The 24,047-nt window shown below is 42.6% G+C and carries 19 protein-coding genes; 17 read left to right on the top strand and 2 right to left on the bottom strand.

Features of this window, described 5'->3' with window-relative positions; genetic code table 11:
- Window positions 1-54: 54 nt before the first annotated feature.
- Window positions 55-2,118, bottom strand: a complete 2,064-nt coding sequence (locus tag KHM83_RS01145) for a sigma-54 interaction domain-containing protein (RefSeq protein WP_213235057.1) — start codon at window positions 2,116-2,118, stop codon at window positions 55-57.
- 389 nt (window positions 2,119-2,507) lie between these two features.
- Here KHM83_RS01145 and KHM83_RS01140 point away from each other — a divergent pair, with 389 nt between their 5' ends.
- The 16 genes from KHM83_RS01140 (at window position 2,508) to KHM83_RS19915 (ending at window position 20,555) form a co-directional block, all read left to right on the top strand.
- A complete protein-coding gene (locus KHM83_RS01140; protein ID WP_213235056.1) occupies window positions 2,508-3,377 on the top strand; it encodes a beta-keto acid cleavage family enzyme in 870 nt (289 codons plus the stop codon).
- On the top strand, window positions 3,367-4,326 hold the full coding sequence (locus tag KHM83_RS01135; RefSeq protein ID WP_213235055.1) for a 3-hydroxyacyl-CoA dehydrogenase family protein: 960 nt from the start codon (window positions 3,367-3,369) through the stop codon (window positions 4,324-4,326). Before KHM83_RS01140 ends, KHM83_RS01135 begins: the two co-directional genes overlap by 11 nt.
- A gap of 24 nt (window positions 4,327-4,350) precedes the next feature.
- Window positions 4,351-5,553, top strand: coding sequence for a thiolase family protein (locus KHM83_RS01130; RefSeq protein ID WP_213235054.1), 1,203 nt, complete (start codon window positions 4,351-4,353; stop codon window positions 5,551-5,553).
- Between the two features lie 13 nt (window positions 5,554-5,566).
- A complete protein-coding gene (locus KHM83_RS01125) occupies window positions 5,567-6,025 on the top strand; it encodes a tripartite tricarboxylate transporter TctB family protein (RefSeq protein WP_213235053.1) in 459 nt (152 codons plus the stop codon).
- Window positions 6,026-6,059: 34 nt separating this feature from the next.
- Entirely contained in the window at window positions 6,060-7,577 is a 1,518-nt protein-coding gene (locus tag KHM83_RS01120; RefSeq protein WP_213235052.1) for a tripartite tricarboxylate transporter permease, read from the top strand.
- A gap of 76 nt (window positions 7,578-7,653) precedes the next feature.
- On the top strand, window positions 7,654-8,616 hold the full coding sequence (locus KHM83_RS01115) for a tripartite tricarboxylate transporter substrate binding protein (RefSeq protein ID WP_213235051.1): 963 nt from the start codon (window positions 7,654-7,656) through the stop codon (window positions 8,614-8,616).
- A gap of 312 nt (window positions 8,617-8,928) precedes the next feature.
- Complete coding sequence (locus KHM83_RS01110; protein WP_213235050.1) at window positions 8,929-9,555, top strand: zinc dependent phospholipase C family protein; 627 nt, start codon at window positions 8,929-8,931, stop codon at window positions 9,553-9,555.
- A complete protein-coding gene (locus KHM83_RS01105; RefSeq protein ID WP_213235049.1) occupies window positions 9,512-10,675 on the top strand; it encodes a glycosyltransferase family 4 protein in 1,164 nt (387 codons plus the stop codon). Before KHM83_RS01110 ends, KHM83_RS01105 begins: the two co-directional genes overlap by 44 nt.
- Window positions 10,676-10,984: a hypothetical protein gene (locus KHM83_RS01100; RefSeq protein ID WP_213235048.1), complete on the top strand. Its 309-nt coding sequence runs from the start codon at window positions 10,676-10,678 to the stop codon at window positions 10,982-10,984.
- On the top strand, window positions 10,985-13,384 hold the full coding sequence (locus KHM83_RS01095; RefSeq protein ID WP_213235047.1) for a hypothetical protein: 2,400 nt from the start codon (window positions 10,985-10,987) through the stop codon (window positions 13,382-13,384). It abuts the gene before it with no gap.
- Between the two features lie 136 nt (window positions 13,385-13,520).
- Window positions 13,521-14,687: a nucleotide sugar dehydrogenase gene (locus KHM83_RS01090; RefSeq protein WP_213235046.1), complete on the top strand. Its 1,167-nt coding sequence runs from the start codon at window positions 13,521-13,523 to the stop codon at window positions 14,685-14,687.
- A gap of 191 nt (window positions 14,688-14,878) precedes the next feature.
- Entirely contained in the window at window positions 14,879-15,445 is a 567-nt protein-coding gene (locus KHM83_RS01085) for a DapH/DapD/GlmU-related protein (protein ID WP_213235045.1), read from the top strand.
- A 244-nt stretch (window positions 15,446-15,689) separates the two neighbouring features.
- Complete coding sequence (locus KHM83_RS01080; protein ID WP_213235044.1) at window positions 15,690-18,302, top strand: transporter substrate-binding domain-containing protein; 2,613 nt, start codon at window positions 15,690-15,692, stop codon at window positions 18,300-18,302.
- Entirely contained in the window at window positions 18,283-18,951 is a 669-nt protein-coding gene (locus KHM83_RS01075) for a response regulator transcription factor (RefSeq protein ID WP_213235043.1), read from the top strand. The genes KHM83_RS01080 and KHM83_RS01075 overlap by 20 nt, the downstream gene beginning before the upstream one ends.
- Window positions 18,948-19,298 carry a hypothetical protein gene (locus KHM83_RS01070; RefSeq protein ID WP_213235042.1) on the top strand — a complete coding sequence of 117 codons (351 nt, stop codon included), beginning with the start codon at window positions 18,948-18,950 and terminating at the stop codon, window positions 19,296-19,298. The genes KHM83_RS01075 and KHM83_RS01070 overlap by 4 nt, the downstream gene beginning before the upstream one ends.
- Window positions 19,299-19,403: 105 nt before the next feature.
- Window positions 19,404-20,555, top strand: a complete 1,152-nt coding sequence (locus tag KHM83_RS19915) for a sensor histidine kinase (protein WP_213235041.1) — start codon at window positions 19,404-19,406, stop codon at window positions 20,553-20,555.
- A gap of 169 nt (window positions 20,556-20,724) precedes the next feature.
- On the opposite strand, the gene KHM83_RS01060 is transcribed toward KHM83_RS19915, so the two are convergent.
- Window positions 20,725-21,615, bottom strand: a complete 891-nt coding sequence (locus KHM83_RS01060; RefSeq protein ID WP_213235040.1) for a PhzF family phenazine biosynthesis protein — start codon at window positions 21,613-21,615, stop codon at window positions 20,725-20,727.
- Between the two features lie 273 nt (window positions 21,616-21,888).
- Here KHM83_RS01060 and KHM83_RS01055 point away from each other — a divergent pair, with 273 nt between their 5' ends.
- Window positions 21,889-23,364 carry an aminotransferase-like domain-containing protein gene (locus KHM83_RS01055; RefSeq protein WP_213235039.1) on the top strand — a complete coding sequence of 492 codons (1,476 nt, stop codon included), beginning with the start codon at window positions 21,889-21,891 and terminating at the stop codon, window positions 23,362-23,364.
- Window positions 23,365-24,047: the final 683 nt, after the last annotated feature.

Genomic DNA, 24,047 nt, shown 5'->3' with positions numbered 1-24,047 from the left:
TTTCAAAAAAATCAGCATGTGACTGTGCTGATTTTTTTGTTTGCCTATTAAATTTTAGAATTTTGCGAGAAAAGTTTCGCCGGCAGGTGTGATCACCATGCCTTGTTTAGTCTTGCCAATAGAGACGAGGCCGTATTCACTTAGATATTTCAAAAGTGTCTTTAAATTAGAATCACTGATGGTGATGTCGTGACCTGCCAGCAACAGTTTAATACGAGAACGACCGATTTTTGTCGGTGCATGCAGATTTTCCGAGGCGATCCTCAAGACGAATCGAATAACAAATGGGTCAAACGATTGAAGCAGGAGTTTCGTGATTTCATCGGTGCGAAAAGCAATTTCTGACGAAATGTTTTTTGAATGCAGCAAGTCATAGGGGAGATCGGTTAGATCAATGGTATCGCCTTGCGTTTTGACGGCGACATATTCCACCATATTGCGCAGCTCACGAATGTTGCCCGGCCAGTGATAGGCCATGACCAGCTGTTCAGCTTGTTCTGAAAAGGTTTTTTCGAACTGGTAGTTTCTCATAATGGCGCGGATGAGGGGCTGTATGTCTTCCTTTCGCTCTCTGAGCGGTGGGATGTGTACCTTAAAAACATTAAGCCGATAGTATAAATCTTCACGGAATTTACCGTCTTTAATCAGTGATAATAAATTTTTATTGGTTGCAACAATAACCCTGACATCAACGGGAATGATTTTCGTGTCACCCAGTCGCATGATTTCTTTTTCTTCCAATACGCGAAGCAGTCTAGACTGAACCCATAACGAAGAATCGCCGATTTCATCTAAAAAGATCGTGCCGTTGTGTGCCAATTCAAAAAGCCCTTTTTTACCGGTTTTTTTGGCGCCGGTAAAAGCCCCCTCTTCATATCCGAACAGCTCGCTTTCAATGAGGTTGTCGTTCATCGCCGCAAAGTTAACGGCGATAAAAGGTTGATTTCGACGTGGAGAAGCGTTGTGAATAGACTGTGCCAGTACTTCTTTACCCGTACCGCTTTCGCCGGTAATTAAAATGGTCGAATCGGCTTTTGACAGAAATTGAGCATTTTGAATAATGCTCATCATTTCCGAATTCCTGGCGACAATCTCTTCGAAATGATACCTTGCGCTGTAAGCGTAATTTTTTTTGTAGAGAATGCGGCGAACGTGTTCCTCGCTTTCTTGCAGTTTCTTAACCTCTCTCAGAATATAGATGCCGCCTGAAATATTGTCGCTGGTCGTCGAGACAAAATTAATGAAGATCTGTTTATCTTGTAGGAGGACGATGTTGTTGTGCTTTGACAGGAATGTGCCAATAGGCTCTTTGGTCTTGAAAACATCTTGGAGTGTTCGGTGCAAAACTTGTTCTTTTCTCAAATGAAGCAGTCTTTCAGCGGTCTTGTTAAATTCGGTGATGCGATGCTGCTGGTTGACGCCGATAATAGCTTCATCTAATTCGTTAATGATGGTTTGCAGTGAATCTTTAAGCCGTTCGGCTCTTAGGTATTCAACACTCAGTTTTTGATACGTAGAAATCAGGAGCTGTTTCTGTTTATAGAGGTACTTTTCGAGCAGGTTTAAGTCGAATGCCAAATGGGTTAGGAGTTCGATGAAGAACGAGATGGCGAGCTGACGCATGCCGATATCTATTTTTTCCTTAATTTCAGGCGGGCAGATGTCGAGCATACCGGGGCTGATGGCAATATCAATGTCCGAATAGTCTACATCGCAGTTCAGCCAGTAGGGGACGTAGGTTAAATGGGTGATTCCAAGGGATTCGAGTGCTTGGATTGTCTCATAAGTGCCCTTTTCAGTCTCATTGGCGACAAGTACGCGCTTACCTTTCGGAATGAGAAACACTTTGTCAAAGTATTCCGGTTCAGAAACATCCCGCATGGCGATAAAGGTCTTCACGTGGTGGTTGTAATGACTAATCCGTTCATAAGAGACTTCGCCGGAAGCGACGATGACATCGAGCGGTCTTTTAAGCTGCTTTAGCAGGTAGGGCTCATTGTCCATGGTGAAGTAATAGACGATGATGTTGATATCGTCGCCGATGACATAATGCAACGTTTCCTTAATAAAAAGTGCTGCCTTTTTTCGTGTTGATACGACGAGAATATTTTTGCTCATTGTTCAGACTCCCTTCATTAAAAATGTCTAAAAGTCTCTAAATACCCTTTTAAACCTCTTGATGCCGCATTTATACTCTGTTTAGACTGCTTTCAAAGGCTTTCAAAATTTATTCAAATCTTGTTTTAAATCTCATTTATAGTCGACTCATGTTCTGTTCAAATGCGACTGAGACCGATCGTTGGAGCGCATTTCAATATTATCATATCACCTGAAAACCTAATAAACAACCTAAAAAAAAACTTAAATATCGGTGGAGATGCTTGCTGTTTTTTAGTAGAAACGCCTAAAATACAGCGCTTAGGCATTTCGGATACGGCAGTCTTTATTTTGGCGCGATAATTGCTTTATAGTAAAGTGCAAGAAAAATGATGGAAAGAGAGGTTTGCATGGAAAAGCTTATAATCACTGCGGCGCTGTGCGGTGCGGGAACGACAAAAGCACAAACGCCTTATGTGCCCATTACACCGGATGAAATTGCCGAAGATGTCGTCAGGGTAGCGAAGGCTGGTGCGGCGATTGCACATATTCACGTGCGGGATGATGCAGGCAAGAATACAATGTCGACAGAGCGCTTTGTAACAGTTGTAGAGAAAGTAGAAGCAGCACTTGAAAAGGAACAACTCGATGTCGTTCTGAATCTTACTACATCCGGCAGCGCCTTTTCAGATGAAATGCGATTGGCGCATTTACCTGTTCTCAAGCCGGAAATGTGTTCATTTGATCCCGGCTCTATGAACTGGGCGAACAGTTATGTCTTTCTAAATTCGCCGAAATTTTTAGAGACGCTGGGAACGCTCACACAGACACTGGCCGTCAAACCCGAAATAGAAATCTTTGACGGCGGCATGATTCAAAATGTCAATTATTATGTACGTAAAGGCGATTTAAAACCACCGCTGCATTACCAGTTCGTCTTGGGGGTTTCGGGCGGTATGCCCGGGAATGTTGAAAGTCTCGCCTATTTGCTGCCTAAACTTCAGCCTAATTCGACGTGGTCGATAACCGGGATTGGCAAAAGTCATCTGCCAATGCTGCTCGCAGGACTTGCGGAGGGATGCAACGGGCTCAGAGTGGGGTTAGAAGATAATATTTTTTTAGAAAAAGGTGTTTTGGCAACCAATGCACAGCTTGTGACAAGAGCTGTTAAAATCGCTAAACTGGCAGGGCGTGAGATTGCGACCGCTGAGGAAGCGAGACAGATTTTAGGCTTGCGAAGGCGCCCCAATAAAACAAAGGACTGCATATATGAAACTTGAAATGATTAAGAAAATTGCTATTATTGGCGCCGGCACAATGGGGCCGGGGATTGCACAAGTGTTTGCAATGCACGCATATGAAGTTGTACTCTTTGATATTGATACTGAAAAGCGCCAAAATGCTAAAAAGATGATCCGCGTCAATCTGGAAACATTTGTTGAAGAAGGGTATTTAGCAGCCGAAGCAGTCACAGCTGTGCTTGACCGTATTGCCATTGTCGATACAATGGCGGCAGCAGTCGCGGACGCACAATTCGTCATCGAATCCGTTTCCGAGAAACCGGAGATTAAACAATTGGTTTATCGGGAAATGGATGCACTGCTTTCGCCAGATGTTATTATCGTATCCAACGCATCGGCACTCAATCCCTTTTCACTAATGCCTGAGAGAAGGCTTCGATCAATGGCTGCCGCGCATTTCTTTGCACCGCCGCATATTGTACCGCTGGTAGAAGTGGCAGTGAATGAACAGACATCGGAGGAGACGCTGAACACGGTCATGTCGCTTTTAACCAAATGCGAGAAAGTTCCTGTGAAGCTCGAAAAATTTTTGCCGGGTTATATGATTAATCGCTTCCAAATTATTTTGAATACAGAGATTTTTTATCTGCTCGATAATGGTTACTGTACGCCGGAACAAATTGATCTGGCGGTTAAGTCGAGTTTTATGCTGAGAGGCATGGTTTTGGGGCTGGTACAGCGTTACGATTTTACAGGATTGGACATCAGTGCCAACAATATTATCAACGGCAGTTACGTAATGCCTGAAATGCCTGAGAGACCACCTTGTCTCTTTGACAAAGTTGAACGCGGCGAACTTGGCGTCAAAACAGGCAAAGGATTTTATGATTATCAAGGACGATCTGCTGAGGACGTTCAAAAGAAACGCGATAAAATGCTGCTAAAAGTATTAAAAGCAACGAAATCGCTGATGGATGAGCAGATTTAGATCATTATAAGGAGGTGAAAGCGTATGAGAGAGGTTGTCGTCGTAGAAGCGTTGAGAACGCCAATTGGCAAACTGGGTGGAACGCTTGGCGGTATGTCGGCTGAAGCCCTGACGAGTATTGTTATTGACGGTGTGGTTAAAGCGACGGGGATCCATAAATCAGAAATTGATGAAGTGATCTGTGGACAGGCTAAGCAGTCAACCGATGCACCCAATATTGCCAGAGTGGCATCGTTGATGTCAGATCTCCCTATTGATATGCCGGCTTATACGGTTCATAGACAGTGTGCCTCCGGCATGCAGGCTATTTTAAATGCTATGATGCAGATACAGACGGGATTATCTGATATTGTAATCGCAGCAGGGGTTGAAAGCATGAGTACGGCGCCATTTTATATCCGAAATGCACGTTATGGCCTTGGAAGTGGCAATACCATGCTGTTGGATCCTAATGTTGAGAGTCAGCCACGATCTCAACCGGCAGATAAGTTCGGCGTCTTCAATATGATTGAGACGGCTGAAAATGTGGCAAAACAATATGATATCTCCAGAGCGGCACAAGACTTATTTGCACTTCAAAGTCAGCAGAAAGCTACTGCGGCCATTGATTCAGGCCGATTTTTGGATGAGATTTTACCAATTGTCATTCGGCAGAAAAAAGGAGAGCCGCTGCTCTTTGACACCGATGAATTTCCACGGCGGGATACCAGTTTGGAAAAACTTTCAAAACTTCGCACCATTATGCCAGAGGGAACGGTGACTGCCGGAAACGCATCTGGCAGGAATGATGGTGCCGTGGCATTGGTGATGATGTCAGCGGAACGAGCGAAAACACTGGGCTTAAAGCCGTTAGTGAAGATCTTGGCAGGTGCTGCGGCAGGTGTTGACCCGAGAATGATGGGGATCGGTCCTGTGGCATCGACAGAAAAATTAATGGCAATGCTGAAACCCAGAGGCATTGGTCTCAAACATATGTCATTAGTCGAAATCAACGAAGCGTTTGCTGCACAGACCATTGCCTGCATTGACAGACTTGGGTTTGATGAGAAAATTGTCAATGTCAATGGCGGCGCCATTGCGCTGGGGCATCCGCTGGGCTGTTCAGGTGGCCGTATTGTGACGACGTTGATTCATGAAATGAAGCGCAGAGACAGTGCCTTTGGATTGGCAACCATTTGTATTGCAGGCGGCATGGGCATGTCCGTCGCATTTGAGAATATATATTAAGGGGGGATTAAAATTGGAAATTAAAGAGAGCAGCGTTGAAAAGTACGGTGGTATCGTTATTGGTCTCTTGACGCTTTTGTTATATTTCTGGGTAATCCCATCTCAGATCGGGCATGTTAAAAAAGTGCCTGTAGAGCCGCAGACACTGCCTAAAATTTTGGCGATTATCATGTTTGTGCTGTCGATTGCACTGAGCGTTACTGGGCACTTAAATCGGCATAAAGCCAATCAGAAAGTTTATAAGGTAGCACTTTCTGAAATGAAACTGGTCTTTTTCTCTTTAGGAGTATTGATTGTTTACACGGTTGTCGTTTCCCATATCGGTTATATGATAACGACTGTGGCATCATTGGCGGCACTTATGTATGCTTTTGGTCAAAGAAATCGTATAAAATTGATTGGGGTATCTGTTCTCGTACCGCTGGGGATTATGATTTTCTTTACAAAGCTCATGCAAATACATTTGCCATAAAGAATATGACGATGGTATGTAAGGGAGGGATCGTTTGTTTTTATTATTGTTACAGGGGTTTGGTGATATTGTTCTCAATATTCACAATTTAATATTCTTAATAGGCGGTGTTGCATTAGGGCTTATCATGGGTGCGATTCCCGGATTGACATCGACAATGGCAATTGCGCTTATTATTCCATTGACATTTTATATTACACCCGTTCAATCGCTGGTAATGCTTCTCGGTGCATACAACGGCGGTATCTTTGGCGGGAGTCTGTCGGCCATCCTGCTTGCGACGCCGGGAACACCTGCATCCGCGGCAACAGCGGCAGACGGTTTTAAACTCGCGCTACAGGGCAAGGCCGGCAAAGCCATTAAAATGGCGATTACGAGTTCTATATTTGGCTGCCTATTCAGCTCAATTGTCCTCATTATCATTGCTGAGCCTATTGCAAGGTATGCACTAAAATTTGGTCCGGGGGAATATACAGTGCTCATGATCTTTTCACTGACGATTATTGCCTCTGCGGCAGGGAAATCTGTGATCAAAGGATTGATTGGCGGTATTTTAGGACTTCTCTTTGGTATGGTGGGGCTCGACCCCATTTATTCAGTTCCGAGGTTTACGTTTGGGATTCCCTACTTGGGAAGCGGCCTTAGCCTTGTCGTCATGCTCATTGGATCGTTAGCCGTATCTGAAATATTTAGACAAATTGAATCCGTATCAATGGGGCGAGTCAGTGCACATTTGCCGCCGCCAACCTGCCGAGAAGATGATCGCCTGTCATTTTCAGAGATGAAGCAGAGTTTTAAGAGCATGATGCGGTCTGCTTTAATTGGATGCGGTATTGGTTCTCTTCCGGGCCTTGGCCCAACGTTGGCGGCATATATCGGCTATGATATGGCCAAGCGAAATTCGAAAAATCCAGATCTTTTTGGGGAGGGATCACTAGAGGGGATTGCCGCTGCAGAAACGGCGAATAATGCGGTTTGCGGTGCGAATTTAATACCGCTGCTCGCCCTTGGTGTCCCTGGGGATACGGTTGCTGCAATTCTCATAGGCGCTTTTATGATCCAAGGGTTAACGCCGGGACCGCTTATCTTTAGAGAAGCTCCCGAATTGGTTTACAGCATCTATGCGGGGCTTATTCTGTCAAATATCGTGCTGTTTATCATTGTTATGCTGACCCATAAGGGATTTTCAAGGATCGCACGACTGGAGACGACGATCATTTATCCGGTGGTACTCATGTTTTGTATCGTTGGCGTTTACGCACTCAATCAAAGTATTTTTGACATATGGATTATGATGATGTTTGCTATCATTGGCTATATCATGGTGAAATTTGATTTTTCACCGGCGACGATGATGATCGGATTTATTCTCTCGCCAATATTTGAGCTCAACCTCAGGCAGGCGTTGCTCATTTCAAATAATCAATTGAGTATCTTTTTTTCAACACCAATTACTTGGGTCTTCTGGCTGATTACGCTGTATTCCGTTTACAATATTTTAAACAGGAAGCGCAAAGAGCGTCAAAGAGAAAAACAGCAAGCGATTTTGTAAAATCAGCAGCAAGCACAGATTTATCATATTGCCGACGCACGGTAGTAACTATAAAAATGATGAAGGAGAAAAGGTTATGATGAAGAAGTTTATGGCATTGTTATTGGTTTGTTGTATGACATTGGTACTTTTCAGCGGCTGTACACAGACAAAGACAGAGGAAAAATTTCCCGCTGAAGCCATCACGCTCGTTGTCAATTACGGTGGCGGCGGGTCTACAGACCTCAGTGCAAGGGCATTGGCAAAAGCAGCAGAAGCGTCGCTTGGGGTACCGGTGACCATTGAAAACAAATCCGGCGGCAGCGGCAGTACCGGGGTTATTGAAGTTCAAAACAGTAAAAATGACGGCTATACCATTGGCACGCTGACTTACTCGCCACTGGCGATCTTGCCGTACCAAATGACGGTGCCGTATACCATTGATGATTTTGATTTTATCATGGGTTATGGTGAATACCGTTATGGTATTGCCGTCAAGAGTGACTCACCTTATAATACCATAGAAGATTTGGTAAATGCGGCACGGGAAAATGGTGGTATGGCTTTCAGTGCATCCGGTTATCCGCAGCCGTTTGCGATGCAAAAAATAGCGGAAAAAGAAGATGTCATCTTTAATTACGTACCGTTTAGCTCGGGTAGTGATGCGGTGACGGCGGTATTGGGCGGTCACGTTGAAGCAACCGTGGGCATTATTTCAAGTGTTGTGCCGTTTCTTGAAACCGGAGAGCTGAAACTGTTGGCATCTGCGAGTTCAAAACGATGGGATGAGGCACCGGATGTTGAGACTTTAGAGGAACTGGGTTATGAAGATGCATCGATACAATCCTATGTTGGACTGGGTGCGCCAGCAGGTATTTCAGAAGAAAACTTAAAAATTTTGAGAGAAGCTTTTGCAAAGGCATTTGAAGATCAGGAGTTCCAAGATCTAATGGTCAAACTGCAATTGCCGGCATCCTATATCTCGGGAGATGAATACAAAACACTTTGTCAGGAAGGCTTTGAAGCGAACAAAGTGCTTTTGGAGAATGTGACACAATAGCATTGCATCAAATAGTCATTAAAAAAGTGTTGAGGTATTGTCGTAATGCCTCAAGCGGCGTTAACGATTATAATATTGAGCAAGAATCACATTTTGAGACGGGTCTCCTGCACATTAATCGTTAAATTTCAATCTCGATTAAAAGCTAAGCATCTAGATGCTTGGCTTTTTTTAATGATCAAGCAGAATGAAGGGTTAACGACAAAAAGAGATCAACGTTTATATTTTGCTTTGATTTAATCAGACGCTTACAATTCTCTGCACATTCTTTAACATAGAAATGTTATTTTTATGAAAAAGGGGGTGCTAAAGATGGTGGTTTTTACACATATAAAGATCGGCCAATACTATATAAAACAAATGAAGAAGCGACGACCGTCATTTAAAATTGATCGATTTGCCTTTATCTATGGCAATATTAAACCGGATATTTCAAAAATGGCGAATCTTAAGCACCATTTTGAGGAGACATTTACTGTTTTTTATGAAAACATGCTGACAGCACAGAATACTGCTCTGACAAGGCGAGAACGGTCATTGGCGCTTGGTATTTCATGTCATTTTCTATGTGACTACTTTTGTAAATACCATGCAAAGCAGCCTTATATTAAAGCAAATATTATGGCGCATCTCTTTTATGAATTCAAGCTGCACTTTGCAATACAGGCACAAATTAAGAATGATCGGAGTTTATCAATTGTTGAGGCATGGCTCGAAAACGGGGACACGCTGTTTCTAGGGTATTCGCCTGAAACCGTCAAGTGCCATTTGATGGATAGGATTGCCTTTTACAAACAGCATCCAGAAACATATCAAACGGATATAGCCTTTGCGTTTAGCACTATTAAGCAGTTGATGGGTGAATTGATGATTGAAAAAACAGAGGAGGTCTATGATGCGCATCGCGATTTTTACGGATACATTCCTTCCGCAAGTTAATGGTGTTACCAATACACTGAGCCGATTTGGCGATTTTTTAAGAGCGAACGGACACGAACACCTCTTCATAACGCCGGAACAAAATGGTATGGAATCAACGCCTTATCATATTGAAAGCTTTTTCTCCGCCCCATTTTTTCTCTACCCTGAATGTCGTTTTACACTCCCCAATATGGGCAAGCTTACCAAAAAACTCGCTGATTTTCAGCCCGATATTATCTTTCTAATGACAGAATTCAATATGGGACTGACGGGTTTAATGTACGGCAAAAAACATAATATTCCCGTTGTCTCCAACTATTCAACCAACTTCGGCACCATCTTAAAAGCCTATAATCTGTGGTTTTTGGAAAAATCACTGGAAAAGTACCTCTTGTGGTTTCACAATGAAGCGCAATTGACCGTGACGCCTTCACTTGAGACGAAGACACAACTGCTTGGTAAAGGGATTAAGCGTGTTGCACTGTTCAGCCGCGGCATTGATGAAGCGCTGTTTTCACCTAAAAAACGAAGTGATGCGCTACGTGCTGCATGGCAGGCTGACGGCAAAACGGTGCTGCTCTATGTTGGACGGCTTTCCTATGAAAAAGATCTGTTTTTATTGATTGAGGGAATGCGTTATCTTAATGCACAGTATCGAGATGAGGTATTGCTCGTCATCACAGGAGAAGGCCCAATGATGAATCATCTGAAACAAGAGATGCCGGAGAATGTAATTTTTACAGGATACAAAAAAGATGAAGCACTCGCTGAAATCTATGCGTCGGCAGATGCTTTTGTCTTTCCGTCATCGTTTGAGACGTTTGGCAATGTGGTACTGGAAGCTTATGCGTCAGGTTTGCCGGTTCTGGGGGTGAATGAAGGCGGTGTGAAAAATTTGATTGTTCACAATGAAAGCGGTTATTTGGCAAAACCTCGAGATTCACAAAGTTTTAATCATTATCTTTCGAACATGATGCAGCCGGCGATTCGAAAGACGTTTGCGTTAAGGGGCATGCAGCTTGTGAAAGCGAGGAGCTGGCAAAGCGTCTTTGAACAGCTTATAGCACTATTTGATTCGATTATCATATCACATCGGGAAGCGGAACCTTCGACAATACTTGGAAAGGAGATTGCATAATTGTCCTTTGCAGGTATTTATAAGGTGAAGCTTCCTTTTTTAGTGGGATTCAAGCCACAGCTTGAGATCGTAAAGGTAAAAGATAAAAAACGATATACAGCAGTATTGAAGTGGCTGAAACGATCGTGGCAGTTGGAAACCGTTATGACGCAGGCATCGCAAATCGTATTCCAGTGGCACATCGATATCGTACACATTGAGATTGATCTTCGTTTCCTAGACGAACAATCCTTCTATGGAATTGTCGACTTCCCAGTCGGTCATTTTGAAATCAGTGGTTCTAGGCTAAATAGTGCGGAGGACGATTAAATGGCGGACTACCATCTTTTATACCATCAATCAAAGGGGTATTTTGAAATACACTTTTTTAACAAATACATGCTTGGGAACAGGATCAAGGCACGCATTGGCAAGTATGAGGCCACACCTCAAAAAGTGAAACAGCTTGAAGGGACGAATGAATATGGATCATATACCGAATACCGAATTTTATACCAGAGTCCTGCAAATGAAAAGCGCCAATTTACCGGTATTGTGAGAATGTATTCGGATTTTATCATCTTCGAAATCCTCAATCACTATAAAATCAAAGGAAAGAATAAAAAGTCCATCTTTGAACATCCCTACATTGCCTTTCCGAATTTTGAAGGCGATATCTGGGCAGATGACTGCGCGATGCTGAGTTATAAAAGACAGGTGCCGTTTAACTACCCGCTCATGTGGCAGGGACGGGTTGTGCAGCCGATGCGCGATGGCAAGCACTCGCCGCTGATGGTGACAAATGGCCAGTTTGAAACAATTGTACTGTCCCCACTCAATCATCTATTGCATGGAACGGTGAGTATCAACAGCTTTCCGCCTGAGATCAAGTGCGGCCTGCCAAGAGCTGTTAAAATGATTGAAAAAGATACGGAATACCAAACGGTGCTGGTACTGGGACGTGGTGTCAATCGTACGCTTGCGCGATGGGGAGATATACTCCGCGTGCGGCATCGGACATCTGTTATACCAAAAGATGCCGATGTCCTGCTGACGCATTTGAGCTATTGGACTAATGCAGGTGCCTCTTACTGGTATCACACGCATCGGAAGACCTCCTATGAAGCAACGCTTACAGCACTGAGAGCACATCATGATCGAATTGGTATCGCCTTTGGCAGCTATCAACTGGATTCGTGGTGGTATCAAAAAGAGGGAGATCATTACACGGCGGGCATTGTAGACTGGGCACCAAAGGAATCAACGCTCAGTAAGAATTTTAACGCGATGCTGCCGTTTTTCCAAAAATATAAGCGGCTGAAGCTCTTTGATGAAGCGCGAATCAGTCACGTCCAGTCAATTTTGAGAACGCCGTTGGGCTGTCATTTTAAGCAACTCGCAAACGATTCCATCTATGTTGAGGCGCGTCCCGGTGATTTTGTGCTCGACACTTTTGCCGTTCCGAAGACGAGAGCTGCCTCCAAAAAACTGTTTTTAGAGATTTTTGCCCATCCGAAATGGCGGCTGAGTTTTGTGATTCACGATTGGCTTCAATACATGAATGATCATCATCGGGCATTTCGCGATCTGGCGATATCGGAAGGTTACTTTAGCGGTCTTGATGAAGCCTGTCGCACCATAGAATCATCGGATAATGCAACCGGACATTTGACACTTCAACTCTGTATGACGCAGCCGCACATGACGTTAAACAGCGTGGCCATGCAGAGTGTTACCACGATTCGAAGCACCTCGGATTCGGCTAGTTTTTTTATTGAGGGGACCAATCGCTGGTGGTGGCATCTCTATGCGAGTCCATTTATTCATGCGCTGGGGAAATATCCTTTTTACGATAATCGGCTGTCGGGCAGCAGTCATATGCATCCCTTTTCAAGCTATGCAAAATTTGAATTCATTTGGCTTGGGCTGTCTTGCGGCCCTATTGGACTTGGCGATAAAATCGGCAGTGAAAATATCGAGCTGATACGACGCGTTGCGCTAAGCGACGGCGAAATCGTCAAACCCGATGTGCCGTGTCAACCGCTGGACAAATGCTTTCTGTACAATCCAAGACTGCTTCAAAATGATCGCGGCGTTGCCGTCTACAGTTATTCAGAATTGTCCTATGCAGGTGTGCCCTATGCAGGTGTGCATCCTGATGCATCTAAGAAAGATTTGCGTGATTTAGAAAGAAACGGCTATTCCATTTATTATTTGCTTCTCTTTAATGTGCATCCATTTGGCCGAAAAGCAACACTGGAGGTTGCCGTAAATGAGATGATGACCGCCGCAGCTACAATCGCCACAGTTGCAACAGAAGCATCTACAACCACAGAAACGATGACCTATTACGTCTATGATTATTTTAAAAGATGCGGCTATTTAACCGATGCTGAGACATCGATGACGTATATCATGGCGCGACGCAAGTTTTTTTATCAGATTATAGCGCCTGTTGTTGCAGATGCCGCCGTTATTGGTGATGTGTCAATGCACGTTGCAGGAAGCCGTCAACTGATTTCCGATGTAATCATCAATGAATCGCGTGTGATATTCAAATGTTTCCGCGCCAAGCACCCGAGAGATTCGCACATTGTCGTCTATCTTCGGGAATGTCCGCGCGAGGTGGCCCTCAATGGTATGCGAATAGCATTTGAATGGCAGGATGGCCTTTTACGAATCGTCATTCACGCAGCATTTGATTCTGCTGAAATAATGATATTGCGGTAAAAGAGAAAAGATCAGGCAGTTTGTATGTGTATATTAAACGGTCGAAGCAATTGCTAATGGGACGCCAAAGGAATGAAGAAAAGTGATGCAATCGCAAATTGGGCTGTAATCATTTTACGAATAAAAGGAGAAGACGATGAAAATTGCAGTGGCAGGACTTGGCTATGTTGGCCTTTCAAATGCAATATTGCTGGCACAGCATAATGTGGTGACGGCAGTCGATATTTTAGATGAACGCGTTGAGATGGTCAATCGAAGGGAATCGCCGATTATTGATGAGGAAATCACCTTTTATTTAAAAGAAAAGCCGCTGAATCTTAAAGCGACGAAAGATCATTATGCAGCATATCGTGATGCCGACGTCGTGATTATTGCAACGCCAACCAATTATGATTCGGAGAGAAACTACTTTAACACCCGCTCTGTGGAAGCGGTTATTGCAAGTGTTTTGTCCTTTAACCCAAATGCGGTAATGGTGATAAAGTCCACAGTACCCGTGGGCTATACCAAGAAGGTAAAGACGATGTTCGAAACGGATAATATCATTTTTTCGCCTGAATTTTTAAGAGAGGGCAAGGCGCTATATGATAACTTGCACCCGTCTCGCATTATTATCGGCGAGCAGTCAGAACGTGCGGCGTCGATTGCGGCACTCTTTGTTCAGGGGGCTGAAAAAGCAGATGTTTCCGTACTCTATACCAATGCCATGGAGGCGGAATCCATTAAACTCTTTGCCAATACGTATTTGGCACTGCGCGTCGCTTATTTTAACGAACTCGATTCCTATGCAGAAATGAGAGGTCTTGATACCATGCAGATCATCAAAGGCGTTGGAATGGATGACCGCATTGGCAACCATTACAACAACCCGTCCTTTGGTTATGGCGGTTATTGCCTGCCCAAAGATACAAAGCAGCTGCTCGCCAATTATGCAGATGTGCCGCAAAATTTAATGTCTGCCATCGTCGATGCCAATCGCACGCGGAAAGATCATATTGCTGAGATGATTTTAAGGCGAAATCCAAAAGTGGTTGGGATTTATCGGCTGACAATGAAGACGGATTCCGATAATTTTAGACAGTCGGCGATACAAGGTGTTATGAAACGCCTTAAGGCAAAGGGCATTGAGATCATTGTCTACGAACCGGTTTTAGAAGCAGATGCATTCTTTAATTCAAAGGTGATACAGGATTTAGAGGTGTTTAAGGAGATGGCTGATTGCATCGTCGCCAATCGTATGACGGCAGAGCTGCTTGATGCAGCTGAAAAAGTATACACAAGAGATTTGTTTCAAAGAGATTAAAAACAAAGAAATTCTAAACGGCAATAAAAAAATAAAAAGGGTATTGATCTAAAGTCGGGTTGATGCGATAAAATAGAACCATCTTGCGGTATTGGCAAAAAGTATTGGCGGGAAACAGTAAATGACGCATGTTCTCAAAGGGATATAAAGTAACGGATTGAGAGCATGCTGAACATGAAAGGTGGTTCTCAATGGATACCAGTTTATTATTCGATCATATCAAAAGCGGTAATACGATCAAAAGCGGATCAGGTTATCATGAAATGATGCATTATCTTGCGCAGGAGGCTTTTAAGATTACAGCTGAAATCAATGGTAAATACCATCCGCCACAGGAGCTGAGACAATTATTTTTTAAGCTTATTCAAAAACCTGTGGACGATACATTTGGCTTGCATCCGCCGTTCCATACAGAATGCGGTGTTCAGATCAGCGTTGGTAAAAATGTCTTCATTAACTCGGATTGCCATTTTCAAGATCACGCCGGCATTACTATTGGCGACGGCACGCTCATCGGACCAAAAGTAGTCATGGCAACACTCAATCATGTACAGGCTCCTGAAAATCGAAAAGATATGCTTCCCGGACCTATTGTGATTGGCAAAGATGTCTGGATTGGTGCACAAGTCACCATTGTCCCCGGTATTACCGTTGGAGATGGTGCGATTATCGCTGCGGGTTCCGTGGTGACGAAGGATGTTCCGGCAAGGACGATCGTAGCGGGTGTTCCGGCAAAAGTCATTAAGACAGATTTGTGAATCTGAATAAAGCATTTTAAAGCATTCTAAAGCATCCTAAAGCATTCAAGATCATATCAGTTATTGAGAGACGCCTGTGACAAGCAGGCGTTTTTATTGATTAAAATTTGAAGGATGTCACTTCTTCAAATCGTAAGATTTAAATTGTATCCGCTTTTGCAGATGCTTAAACGGCAAAATAACGAAGCTGAAAAGCGGTTTATCGGTGTATTCATGTTATAATGAGCTCTGGGGGAATAATGACATGAAAAGGCGCACAATACTTTCAATGCTGTTAGGTTTTATAGTCGTTTTGGGCTATATCGTTTATATTAATGTTATTAACTGGCCGCTTTATTTATCCGATGAAGAAAAAAATTATATGGCGGCACACCAAAATACCATTTTTGAAGTAGGGTATTTTCCAACTGATAAAGAACAGCGTTTTAGTGAAAAGCTCTGTGCACAAATTGAGGCAGACACGGGTTTAAAGCTTCAACTGTACGAGGCGCCTTGGCAGCAAACGCTAGGAATGCTTAAAGAAGGAACACTCCCCATTGTTATGAACATGAATATAACGCCGGAACGCTTAACATATACGCACTTCACAGATTCCTTTGCACCAATTCCCTGCGGTATTTACTCGTCTGAAACGTCGCCAATTACAACTTTTAGTGACCTAAACGGCAAGGTCATCGGTATTGAGAAAGGCAATGCACTCGCTGAGGCTTTTGCGTCTGATTTTCCGAATATTCCCTATACGCTTGTAGCTTTTGATAATGTGCAGAAAACAAGAGAAGCTTTTGAAGAAGGTATTATTGATGGTTTCCTCACTTCAAAGAGCTTTGAAGAGAACATTGGCAGTCTCCATTATTTTGAAATAGAGAGTATTTCGAAAGGTACAAATCACGTTGGTGTCAGCGATCAGTATCCCATTCTTTACAGTATATTATCCAAAGAAGTTGATTATCTAAAGTCAAAAAAATGGGATATGGCGGTTGCAGACCTGATCGGCTTTGAAGTTGAGCGAACGCAAATTGTATTTTCAGATGAAGAGCAGGTATTTTTGACAGAACATCCATCACTTCATGTTGGTATTCCAGAAGAATATTTTTTATATTATACAGGTGAGACTTACAACCTTCGAGGGATACTGCCGACCATTATTGATAAGATCGCTTTTATCTCGAATACAAATGTCTATTATACCGTTGACAGCCTAAAGAATTTGCGGCTGAGAGAAGATATCGACTTTTATATTGACAATATACCATCGCAGACATATCAATCGACGACCGCTTTTGAAAATGAATTAATTGCCATTGGCAGTGCAGACAAAAGGGCATTTCGAGAAATCTATGAGCTGGCGTCAAAACGCATTGGTGTTTTGGGGGTCCCCAATTTGTTCAGCCAGTTGAAAGATGAAATGCCTCCTATTGACGTGGTTGTATTTGAAAGCGTATCAAGTGCGGAAAGTGCTTTAAAAAATGATCGTATTGACTATCTGGTACTACCAAAAGATTACTATGATATGAGTTCGCTTAGACGTTCCTTTATTGAACGCGGTGATTTTTTTACAAAATCTAACTACTTCGTCAGTGGTCAGGCCACCTGTATGGATATCTTAAACAAATGTCTCGCCATTATAGATGTTGATAAGATCATCCAGGAGCAGAACAATGACGTCGGACGTGTTTCGACGAATTTAAAAATCGTATTTGCATTATCCGGGGTTGCAATTTTGCTGTTCGGAATAGATCGCATAAGTAAGCGCATTATAAAAAAATTATTTTTTGACAATCCGTATCGGATGGGGAATCTCAAGTGGCTGGAACGAAAGCTCAGAAAAACAGAAGGCTATTTAGGCTTGGTTGAAGTGGCGGATGCCAATCGGCTTAGAAGCCATTACGGTAAGAAGCGCTATGAAAAATATATGCGAAACTTTGCAGAGGGACTCAGAAAAGCATTAAAATCGCCGGATGAAGTTTTTTATGTGACATCCAGTATGTACCTGGTCAAAGCAGCAGATCCAAAATCATTTGAGGACATACATGAAATGGCACGCAATAAAATCTATTTGGCCGATTTGATGCTCCCATATAACGTTGCCATGAGCTATGTCGATTATACTGCTAAGGATACTGTAGAAATATTGCTGTCACAACTGCTTTCAGGAATAGAAGCTGCTAGGACAAAAAAGAACGTCTACTATTACAGTGCAAAACAGCAAGACATTTATAAGAATCGACTGGCGCGTGAAGAACAGATTAAGCGCTTGATTAAGAGCGGAGATATTGCGGCTAAATGTGTGCATGTTGTCGACAGCGACGGTATTCTACAATGGCGTTATGTGGTGCCGAATGTTGAAGGAATGCAGTATCAAACGCTGTTGAGATATATTGAAAAAATGGACTTGGGTACTTCGCTGAACACGGCAATGCTGAAAAAACTTTTAAATGAAGACAAACGTGAAGCCAGAGCGTACCTTATGGAAATATTTGATGAGACAGTTGAAAGCAAGGGATTTTTAGAATGGGTTTCACATTTGAATAAAGGTCGTCATGCACTGTATTTTGCTGTATCAATGGAGGCATTTCTCTATGTGGATGCCAATTTGGAGATTCCGGAATTTATCCATTTTGTCATTAAAGATTTTGGACGCGATTTGAAAAAGGAAGTTCAGTTGAAATATTTCCCCGTTTCATTGCTGTTGCTCGATACGGAACTTGAAGATGATATTGGAGAGGATGAAACATTGCGGCAATTTATAAGTGCTTTTGCTCAGGCACATGGGAAAGCGCTCATTGCCAAATCGTCGTACTGTTCTGTTGCAGATTATTATATTGAGGAGGCAGTGCATGAAAGTGCTGATTGTTGAAGATAACCAAAAATTGATGGACACCTATGAAAATGCCTTAGAGACTTCATTTGATATTGTGACTGCATATGATATTGAAAGTGCGAAAAAAGTGGTGAAGACGCAACGCATAGCCGTTGCAATTTTAGACATTATGCTGCCGGATGGCAATGGTTATGACTTGATTCCCTATATCAAACGTCATTCAAATGCCATTGTTATTATGGTATCAGCACTTGGTCAGGAAGAAACCAAACGCATGGCTTATGAATGCGGTGCGGACGATTATATGACGAAGCCTGTGACCTTGTTTGAACTTTCTTATAAGTTAAAGGCGATTGCATCGCGGCAGGATAAGGAAAAGCTCATCTATCAAATTGGCGATTTGGTGCTTGATCTCGAAAAATTAACACTTTCCTCTGACTTTGGCGAAATACAACTGCCGCACTCTCAAGCAGTACTTCTAAAACTGCTCTATGATAAATACAAATCTGACAGCATTTTATATAAAAAAGATATCGCATCGCTGGAATCAACTGTCAACATCGAAAACTTTAGAATTCATACGTCGATTTCGAGGCTGCGCAAGAGCATTGAATCATTGGAAACCAATAACGTCTTCATTGAAAATGTCTATGGGAAGGGTTATGCACTCGTGGTGATTAAATGAAAAAGAAAGTATTTGGGCTGATAATCATCGTGGTCCTGCTAGCAAATTTCTTAGATTTTGCACAGTATAAAATATCACGCGCTATCGTCAATCACGTAGAGGCGGGGAACTTTATCAACGATGAAGATATTGACTTGCGAAGGGTTACCATGCTCCACTGGTTTTCGGGAGAAGTTCAACTCTATGCGGAAAATGATACACCGATTACTTTTGTACAGTTTGGTTATCCTAAGCGCACGTGGCTCTATGCTAATCGGTCGCTGATTGCTCAGAATGAATCGCGTGATTATCCGGCCTATCAAGGGACGGATTATCTCTTTTACGCCATTACGCCTGACTTTTATTAGAATCATCGCGTTGACTTCTATACGGACATAACGGCATATATCGCCAATAGCCTTGATTTGACAACTGTTTTTGCAGGGGACTTTTCGAAGGTCAACCAACTGATCGTGCTTAAGCAGAGCGTTCGGATCTTTGCATCTATGATGTTGATTGTCGGTGCGGCTTTTCATTTCATCGGTTTTCGACGGCAGCGTTTTACACGGCTATTGTCAATGGTTGCCATTGTAATGCTCGTGCATTTTAATATAGGTATTATGCTGCTTCTGCCCGTTATATACATGGCATCTGACAGCTTGATTAAAAAGCGCAGACAAGTTTATTGCCTTTTGATTCTTTCAACAATCGGCATATTGATAAAGTTGTCTTTATTGAAATATGTTGCGGGTTTCTACTGGCTTTTGTCACTTTATAACTATTATAAGGGCGGCGGAGAAAAGGCTTTGAAAGGTCAGACCCTGTTAGCGATTCTCCTATGCGCAGCATCACTTAATATTGAATTCAGTGTTTTTAAGCTCTTTTATCAAGAACTGTTTCTTTTGGCAATAGCGGGTTATCTTATTGTGGAGCGTTTTTTTCAATTTCGACAATTGTTGTCTCGTGAGCAGATGGTCAAAGTTGATCGACTGCGCGGTGTCACACATGATTTAAAACTGCCTATAGCCACTATTAGCCTAAATACTGATCTGCTCTTGAGCAGTGATTTTGACAGTGAACTCAAAAAAGAACAATCACTTCAAATCATTAAGTCATCGCTGGAAGATTTGACTTATATGATTAACAGTCTCTCGATTTATACCTCTAGTGATCACTTTGTGAATGATAAATTTCAGTCGAGTATGCAAGATGCCATCCATCAGACAATTAAGCACTTTCAATATAATGCAAAGCACATTGTCATTCACACATCGCTTTGTCAGGAGGAGTGTTATTTGCCAATTGAAGAAATATGGCTTAATCGTCTTGTTTATAATTTGGTGGACAATGCTTTTAAATACACTGATGAATACGGTGAAATTGAAATTGTGCTCCAGAAAGAAAAACGGACTGTTTGTCTTTCCGTTAAAGACAACGGTATTGGCATGGCGCCGGAATCGCTGCAAAAAATATGGGAACCCTTTTATCGGGTTGATACAGCGCGCCAAAATTCTGGTATGGGATTGGGACTCTCTATCGTTAAAAGTATTGTCGATGCACTTGGTGGAGAAGTTCGTATCGAATCAGAGCTCGGCGAATACACGCATTTTGAAATTCGGATTTAAACGCGTTTAATCATCCCCCATCATGATCGCCGCTGATACAGCTGTAGCCTAGAACAGCACTTCGTACAGAGGGGGCTTAATGAGCGCCATTAAGCAAGACATATCCGATTTGCTAAGCGATTAACGATAGCATAAAATGGCTGACCGGTTACGAATAGATCGTTTTGCCCTAGCGATGAAGATGATACTTACCGTCGATACGTGTTGTTGCGCAGCCGCCAAACAGCATTCGCGTCATTTTTTCATCCTCATAGGTTTTAAGTTTGACAATATTAGCATTTGTTTTATTGGCGCTTTGCTCAATGATCAAATCATCTCGGTGCTGTCCGAGTGCATATAAATAATAGCCAAATGCTGAATTACCTGAACCGGTTGCGGGATCTTCTAAATAGCCGAATTTTGGTGCAAAGACACGTGTGCGAAAATGAGCGTGTTCGTCATAAGTTTCTTCAGTAAAAATGAGGATAATATCGATGTCATTTACGAGACAATACTGCTTTAAAGAGGATTCGTCCGGCCAAATGCTAAGGCAGTTCGCCAGTGTCTTGACTGGGACGATCAGGGTTTTCAAACCGCCGTTTATGGCTTGGATAGGGTATCGGTTGTCAAGTGCGCTGATATTAATGCCCAGTGCATCGCTGATAGATGCGGCAGTTACAGAAGTCTCTAAGTACTGAGGCTCCGGTGCCATAATGTATACGGCGTTAAGTGTGTCGAGATGATTGAAGGCACTGAGCTTGCCGGCGTTGATGTAGAGATTGATCACCCGCTGACCGTGAAGTGACGGATTGCTTGCCAATAAATCGTACATAATGGCAATTGTCGCATGACCGCAAAAGGCTACTTCGCATTCGGAAGAATAGTATTTCAGTTTGAAGCCGTCTGCATATGGAGTGACAAACCCCACTTCGTTGACAAAGCCCTTTAATTCTGTCCCCATTTTTTGCATTTCGCTGTCAGAAAGAATCTGGGATTCTTCTAGAAAGACATAACCTGCTGGATTGCCAGAGGACGAACCGTCTGTAAAGGCGTCAATTTTTTTAAAATTCAATGGAATCATGTAATGCCTCCTTTTTCATGGTGTTTTCAGATGCAAATCTTGCCAGATTCGCCGTTTGATAGCCGTATGCTATGTAATACAATTGTGTGAAGTGTAACAGATTGATAGTATATCAATCAAATGAATAGTATATCAATTGACGGGAACAATAATAATGATTATGCTTAGTGCAGTAGATCGTTATTTTGAAAAAGGTGTTCACAGCATTGTAGCTGCATTGAAGCAGTTGTCATTTGGAATGGCAATTAGAAGGTTTACACGAGGAGCGAGCGCATGAAAATTACAGTGAGTAAAGGAAAGGGTGTTCAAAATGAAATTGTCGCCTATTATCGGGAACAAATACTCTCTGAGCAGTTTCAAAAAGGTGAAAAACTGCCGACAGTCAGAGCGCTGGCACTGGCGCTTTCGGTGAGCCCGCTGACGGTGACGAGAGCCTATAAAAAACTGGCTGACGAGCAGTTGGTTGATATTGTACAGGGAAGTGGCACTTACGTTTCGATGATGTCGATATCTGAAAACTCGAGTGAGAATCGACGAGTAAACTGCTATGATTGGATGCTGACTATTGATGACAATTTGAGACGGACACAATTTGCGGCAGAGTTTTCAGTGGAACATCTTACAAAGGGTTACAATATGTTTACGTCGCTGATGCATTGGGAAGATTATCCGCATCAACAGATTAGGCGAGTACTCGAAAAGATTGTAAGGGAGAACCCGGACATCTTGTTTCAATACAGTCCGGTAAGTGGTGACAATTTGACTAGAAGAGCTGTTGCCAACTATTTGCAGCGTATGGGCAATTTGCAGATTAAAGCATCGGACGTGATGATGACGAGCGGCAGCCAACAGGCGCTCAATATGATTGCAAGAACGTTTATCAAACCGGGAGATACAGTTCTAATGGAGACGCCGACTTTTCCGGGTGCAATTGATGCCTTTCAGAATCAAGGGTGCACTATTTGTGCCATTCCAATGGAAACAGATGGCATTGACATCAATCTCTTTGAGCAAATTGTTGAAAAGCATCATCCCAAAATGCTTTATTTAACGCCAAATCTCAATAATCCTACCGGTATTGTCACATCGGCTGCGAAGCGTGAAATTATTCTCGAAACGGCACGAAACGCGCATATGATTATTGTAGAGGATGATCCTTGGTGTGAATTGATGGACCGTAGACATTCGGTTGGATTATTAAAGTCTTATGATCACGATGGTCATGTGATTCTTGTAAAGGGCTTTAGTAAATTAGTCGGTCCGGGCTTTAGAGTTGGTGCAGTAATCGCACAGGGGACCATATACAATCGGCTGGTTGCGGCAAAAGCCAATGCGGATTTGGGGAGCCCGCTTTTGACTCAAAGGTTATTGGCTGAAATTGTATCAACCGGTTTGCTGGAGCAGACAACAGAAAAACTGAGAACCCTCATTAAGGAGAAGTGGGCATTGGTGTATAAAACGCTTCAAAATGATGCGCCTGACTACTTAAAATGGCAATTACCGGATGGCGGCGTCAATCTCTGGTTGTCACTGCCGACTTATTTAAACACAGATATATTCTTAAAATCATATTGCCATCCACATAATCTCACTTTTTTAACAGGCCGCTTGTGTTATCCAAACGAACCGCTTTACAATCAATGCCGGATGAGTTTTTCAGCACTCAGAAAGCATGAAATCGAACCTGCTGTCAAACTGTTCTGTACATTGCTAAAAGATTATCATTGTGATTATTCGCACGATTCTTAAATCCTCTTTGAGGATTTTTTATTTTGGCGTAATTTATTCTGAGCCTATCAGTGCCATTGTGAATGACAGCGGATTACAGCAAAAGAGAGGGGACGCCATATCAGCTGCACCATTGTGTTAAATAATTGGCAAGGATTTTGCATAATGTTTAAATGTGCCAAAAATAATGAAAAGGAGGTTTGGGGAAGCAACACTTGGATAATCTTATGGGCTGCCTGCAAATATCAAGAAAGATAGCAGCATATCAACGCGCAAAGTATTATGTGGTGATAAGACTGTACAAAAGACGCCAAGTGTAAAAGCTTAATTTTGGGAAACGCAATAATGACTGGGCATATAGGGTTGAGAATTGCCAGAGAGCTTGTGGTAACAAGCATAACGCCTAAATGGAGGATGTGTTTTCAATTGACCTTATCAATAAAGTAGTTCTGCTGGAAAGGTGCAAGATAAATGATAGCTTAGAGGTTGAACTGATCGCGGCATTTGACTTCTTGCAAAATAAACGCTCTGACCGCATAACGACAGTTTCCTGAAAAATGTAATGTGTTTTATAGAAAGCACTAACATTATCAAATTTGAAACAAATATTGATGGCAGGGATCATAAAATCCGATTTTGTTAAGCAGAAAATTAACAATTCCAACGGGTTTCGGGAAAATTCTCAAAACAGAGACACGTTTCTC

The organism is Fusibacter paucivorans (genome assembly GCF_018390735.1).
Lineage (GTDB): Bacteria > Bacillota > Clostridia > Peptostreptococcales > Acidaminobacteraceae > Fusibacter > Fusibacter paucivorans.
This window is presented reverse-complemented; position numbering and strand designations above follow the sequence as displayed.

Coding starts and splice junctions, on each gene's coding strand:
- KHM83_RS01145 (WP_213235057.1), bottom strand. CDS start 2,118: ATGAGCAAAAATATTCTCGTCGTATCAACACGAAAAAAGGCAGCACTT.
- KHM83_RS01140 (WP_213235056.1), top strand. CDS start 2,508: ATGGAAAAGCTTATAATCACTGCGGCGCTGTGCGGTGCGGGAACGACA.
- KHM83_RS01135 (WP_213235055.1), top strand. CDS start 3,367: ATGAAACTTGAAATGATTAAGAAAATTGCTATTATTGGCGCCGGCACA.
- KHM83_RS01130 (WP_213235054.1), top strand. CDS start 4,351: ATGAGAGAGGTTGTCGTCGTAGAAGCGTTGAGAACGCCAATTGGCAAA.
- KHM83_RS01115 (WP_213235051.1), top strand. CDS start 7,654: ATGATGAAGAAGTTTATGGCATTGTTATTGGTTTGTTGTATGACATTG.
- KHM83_RS01110 (WP_213235050.1), top strand. CDS start 8,929: ATGGTGGTTTTTACACATATAAAGATCGGCCAATACTATATAAAACAA.
- KHM83_RS01105 (WP_213235049.1), top strand. CDS start 9,512: ATGCGCATCGCGATTTTTACGGATACATTCCTTCCGCAAGTTAATGGT.
- KHM83_RS01095 (WP_213235047.1), top strand. CDS start 10,985: ATGGCGGACTACCATCTTTTATACCATCAATCAAAGGGGTATTTTGAA.
- KHM83_RS01090 (WP_213235046.1), top strand. CDS start 13,521: ATGAAAATTGCAGTGGCAGGACTTGGCTATGTTGGCCTTTCAAATGCA.
- KHM83_RS01085 (WP_213235045.1), top strand. CDS start 14,879: ATGGATACCAGTTTATTATTCGATCATATCAAAAGCGGTAATACGATC.
- KHM83_RS01080 (WP_213235044.1), top strand. CDS start 15,690: ATGAAAAGGCGCACAATACTTTCAATGCTGTTAGGTTTTATAGTCGTT.
- KHM83_RS01075 (WP_213235043.1), top strand. CDS start 18,283: ATGAAAGTGCTGATTGTTGAAGATAACCAAAAATTGATGGACACCTAT.
- KHM83_RS01070 (WP_213235042.1), top strand. CDS start 18,948: ATGAAAAAGAAAGTATTTGGGCTGATAATCATCGTGGTCCTGCTAGCA.
- KHM83_RS01060 (WP_213235040.1), bottom strand. CDS start 21,615: ATGATTCCATTGAATTTTAAAAAAATTGACGCCTTTACAGACGGTTCG.
- KHM83_RS01055 (WP_213235039.1), top strand. CDS start 21,889: ATGAAAATTACAGTGAGTAAAGGAAAGGGTGTTCAAAATGAAATTGTC.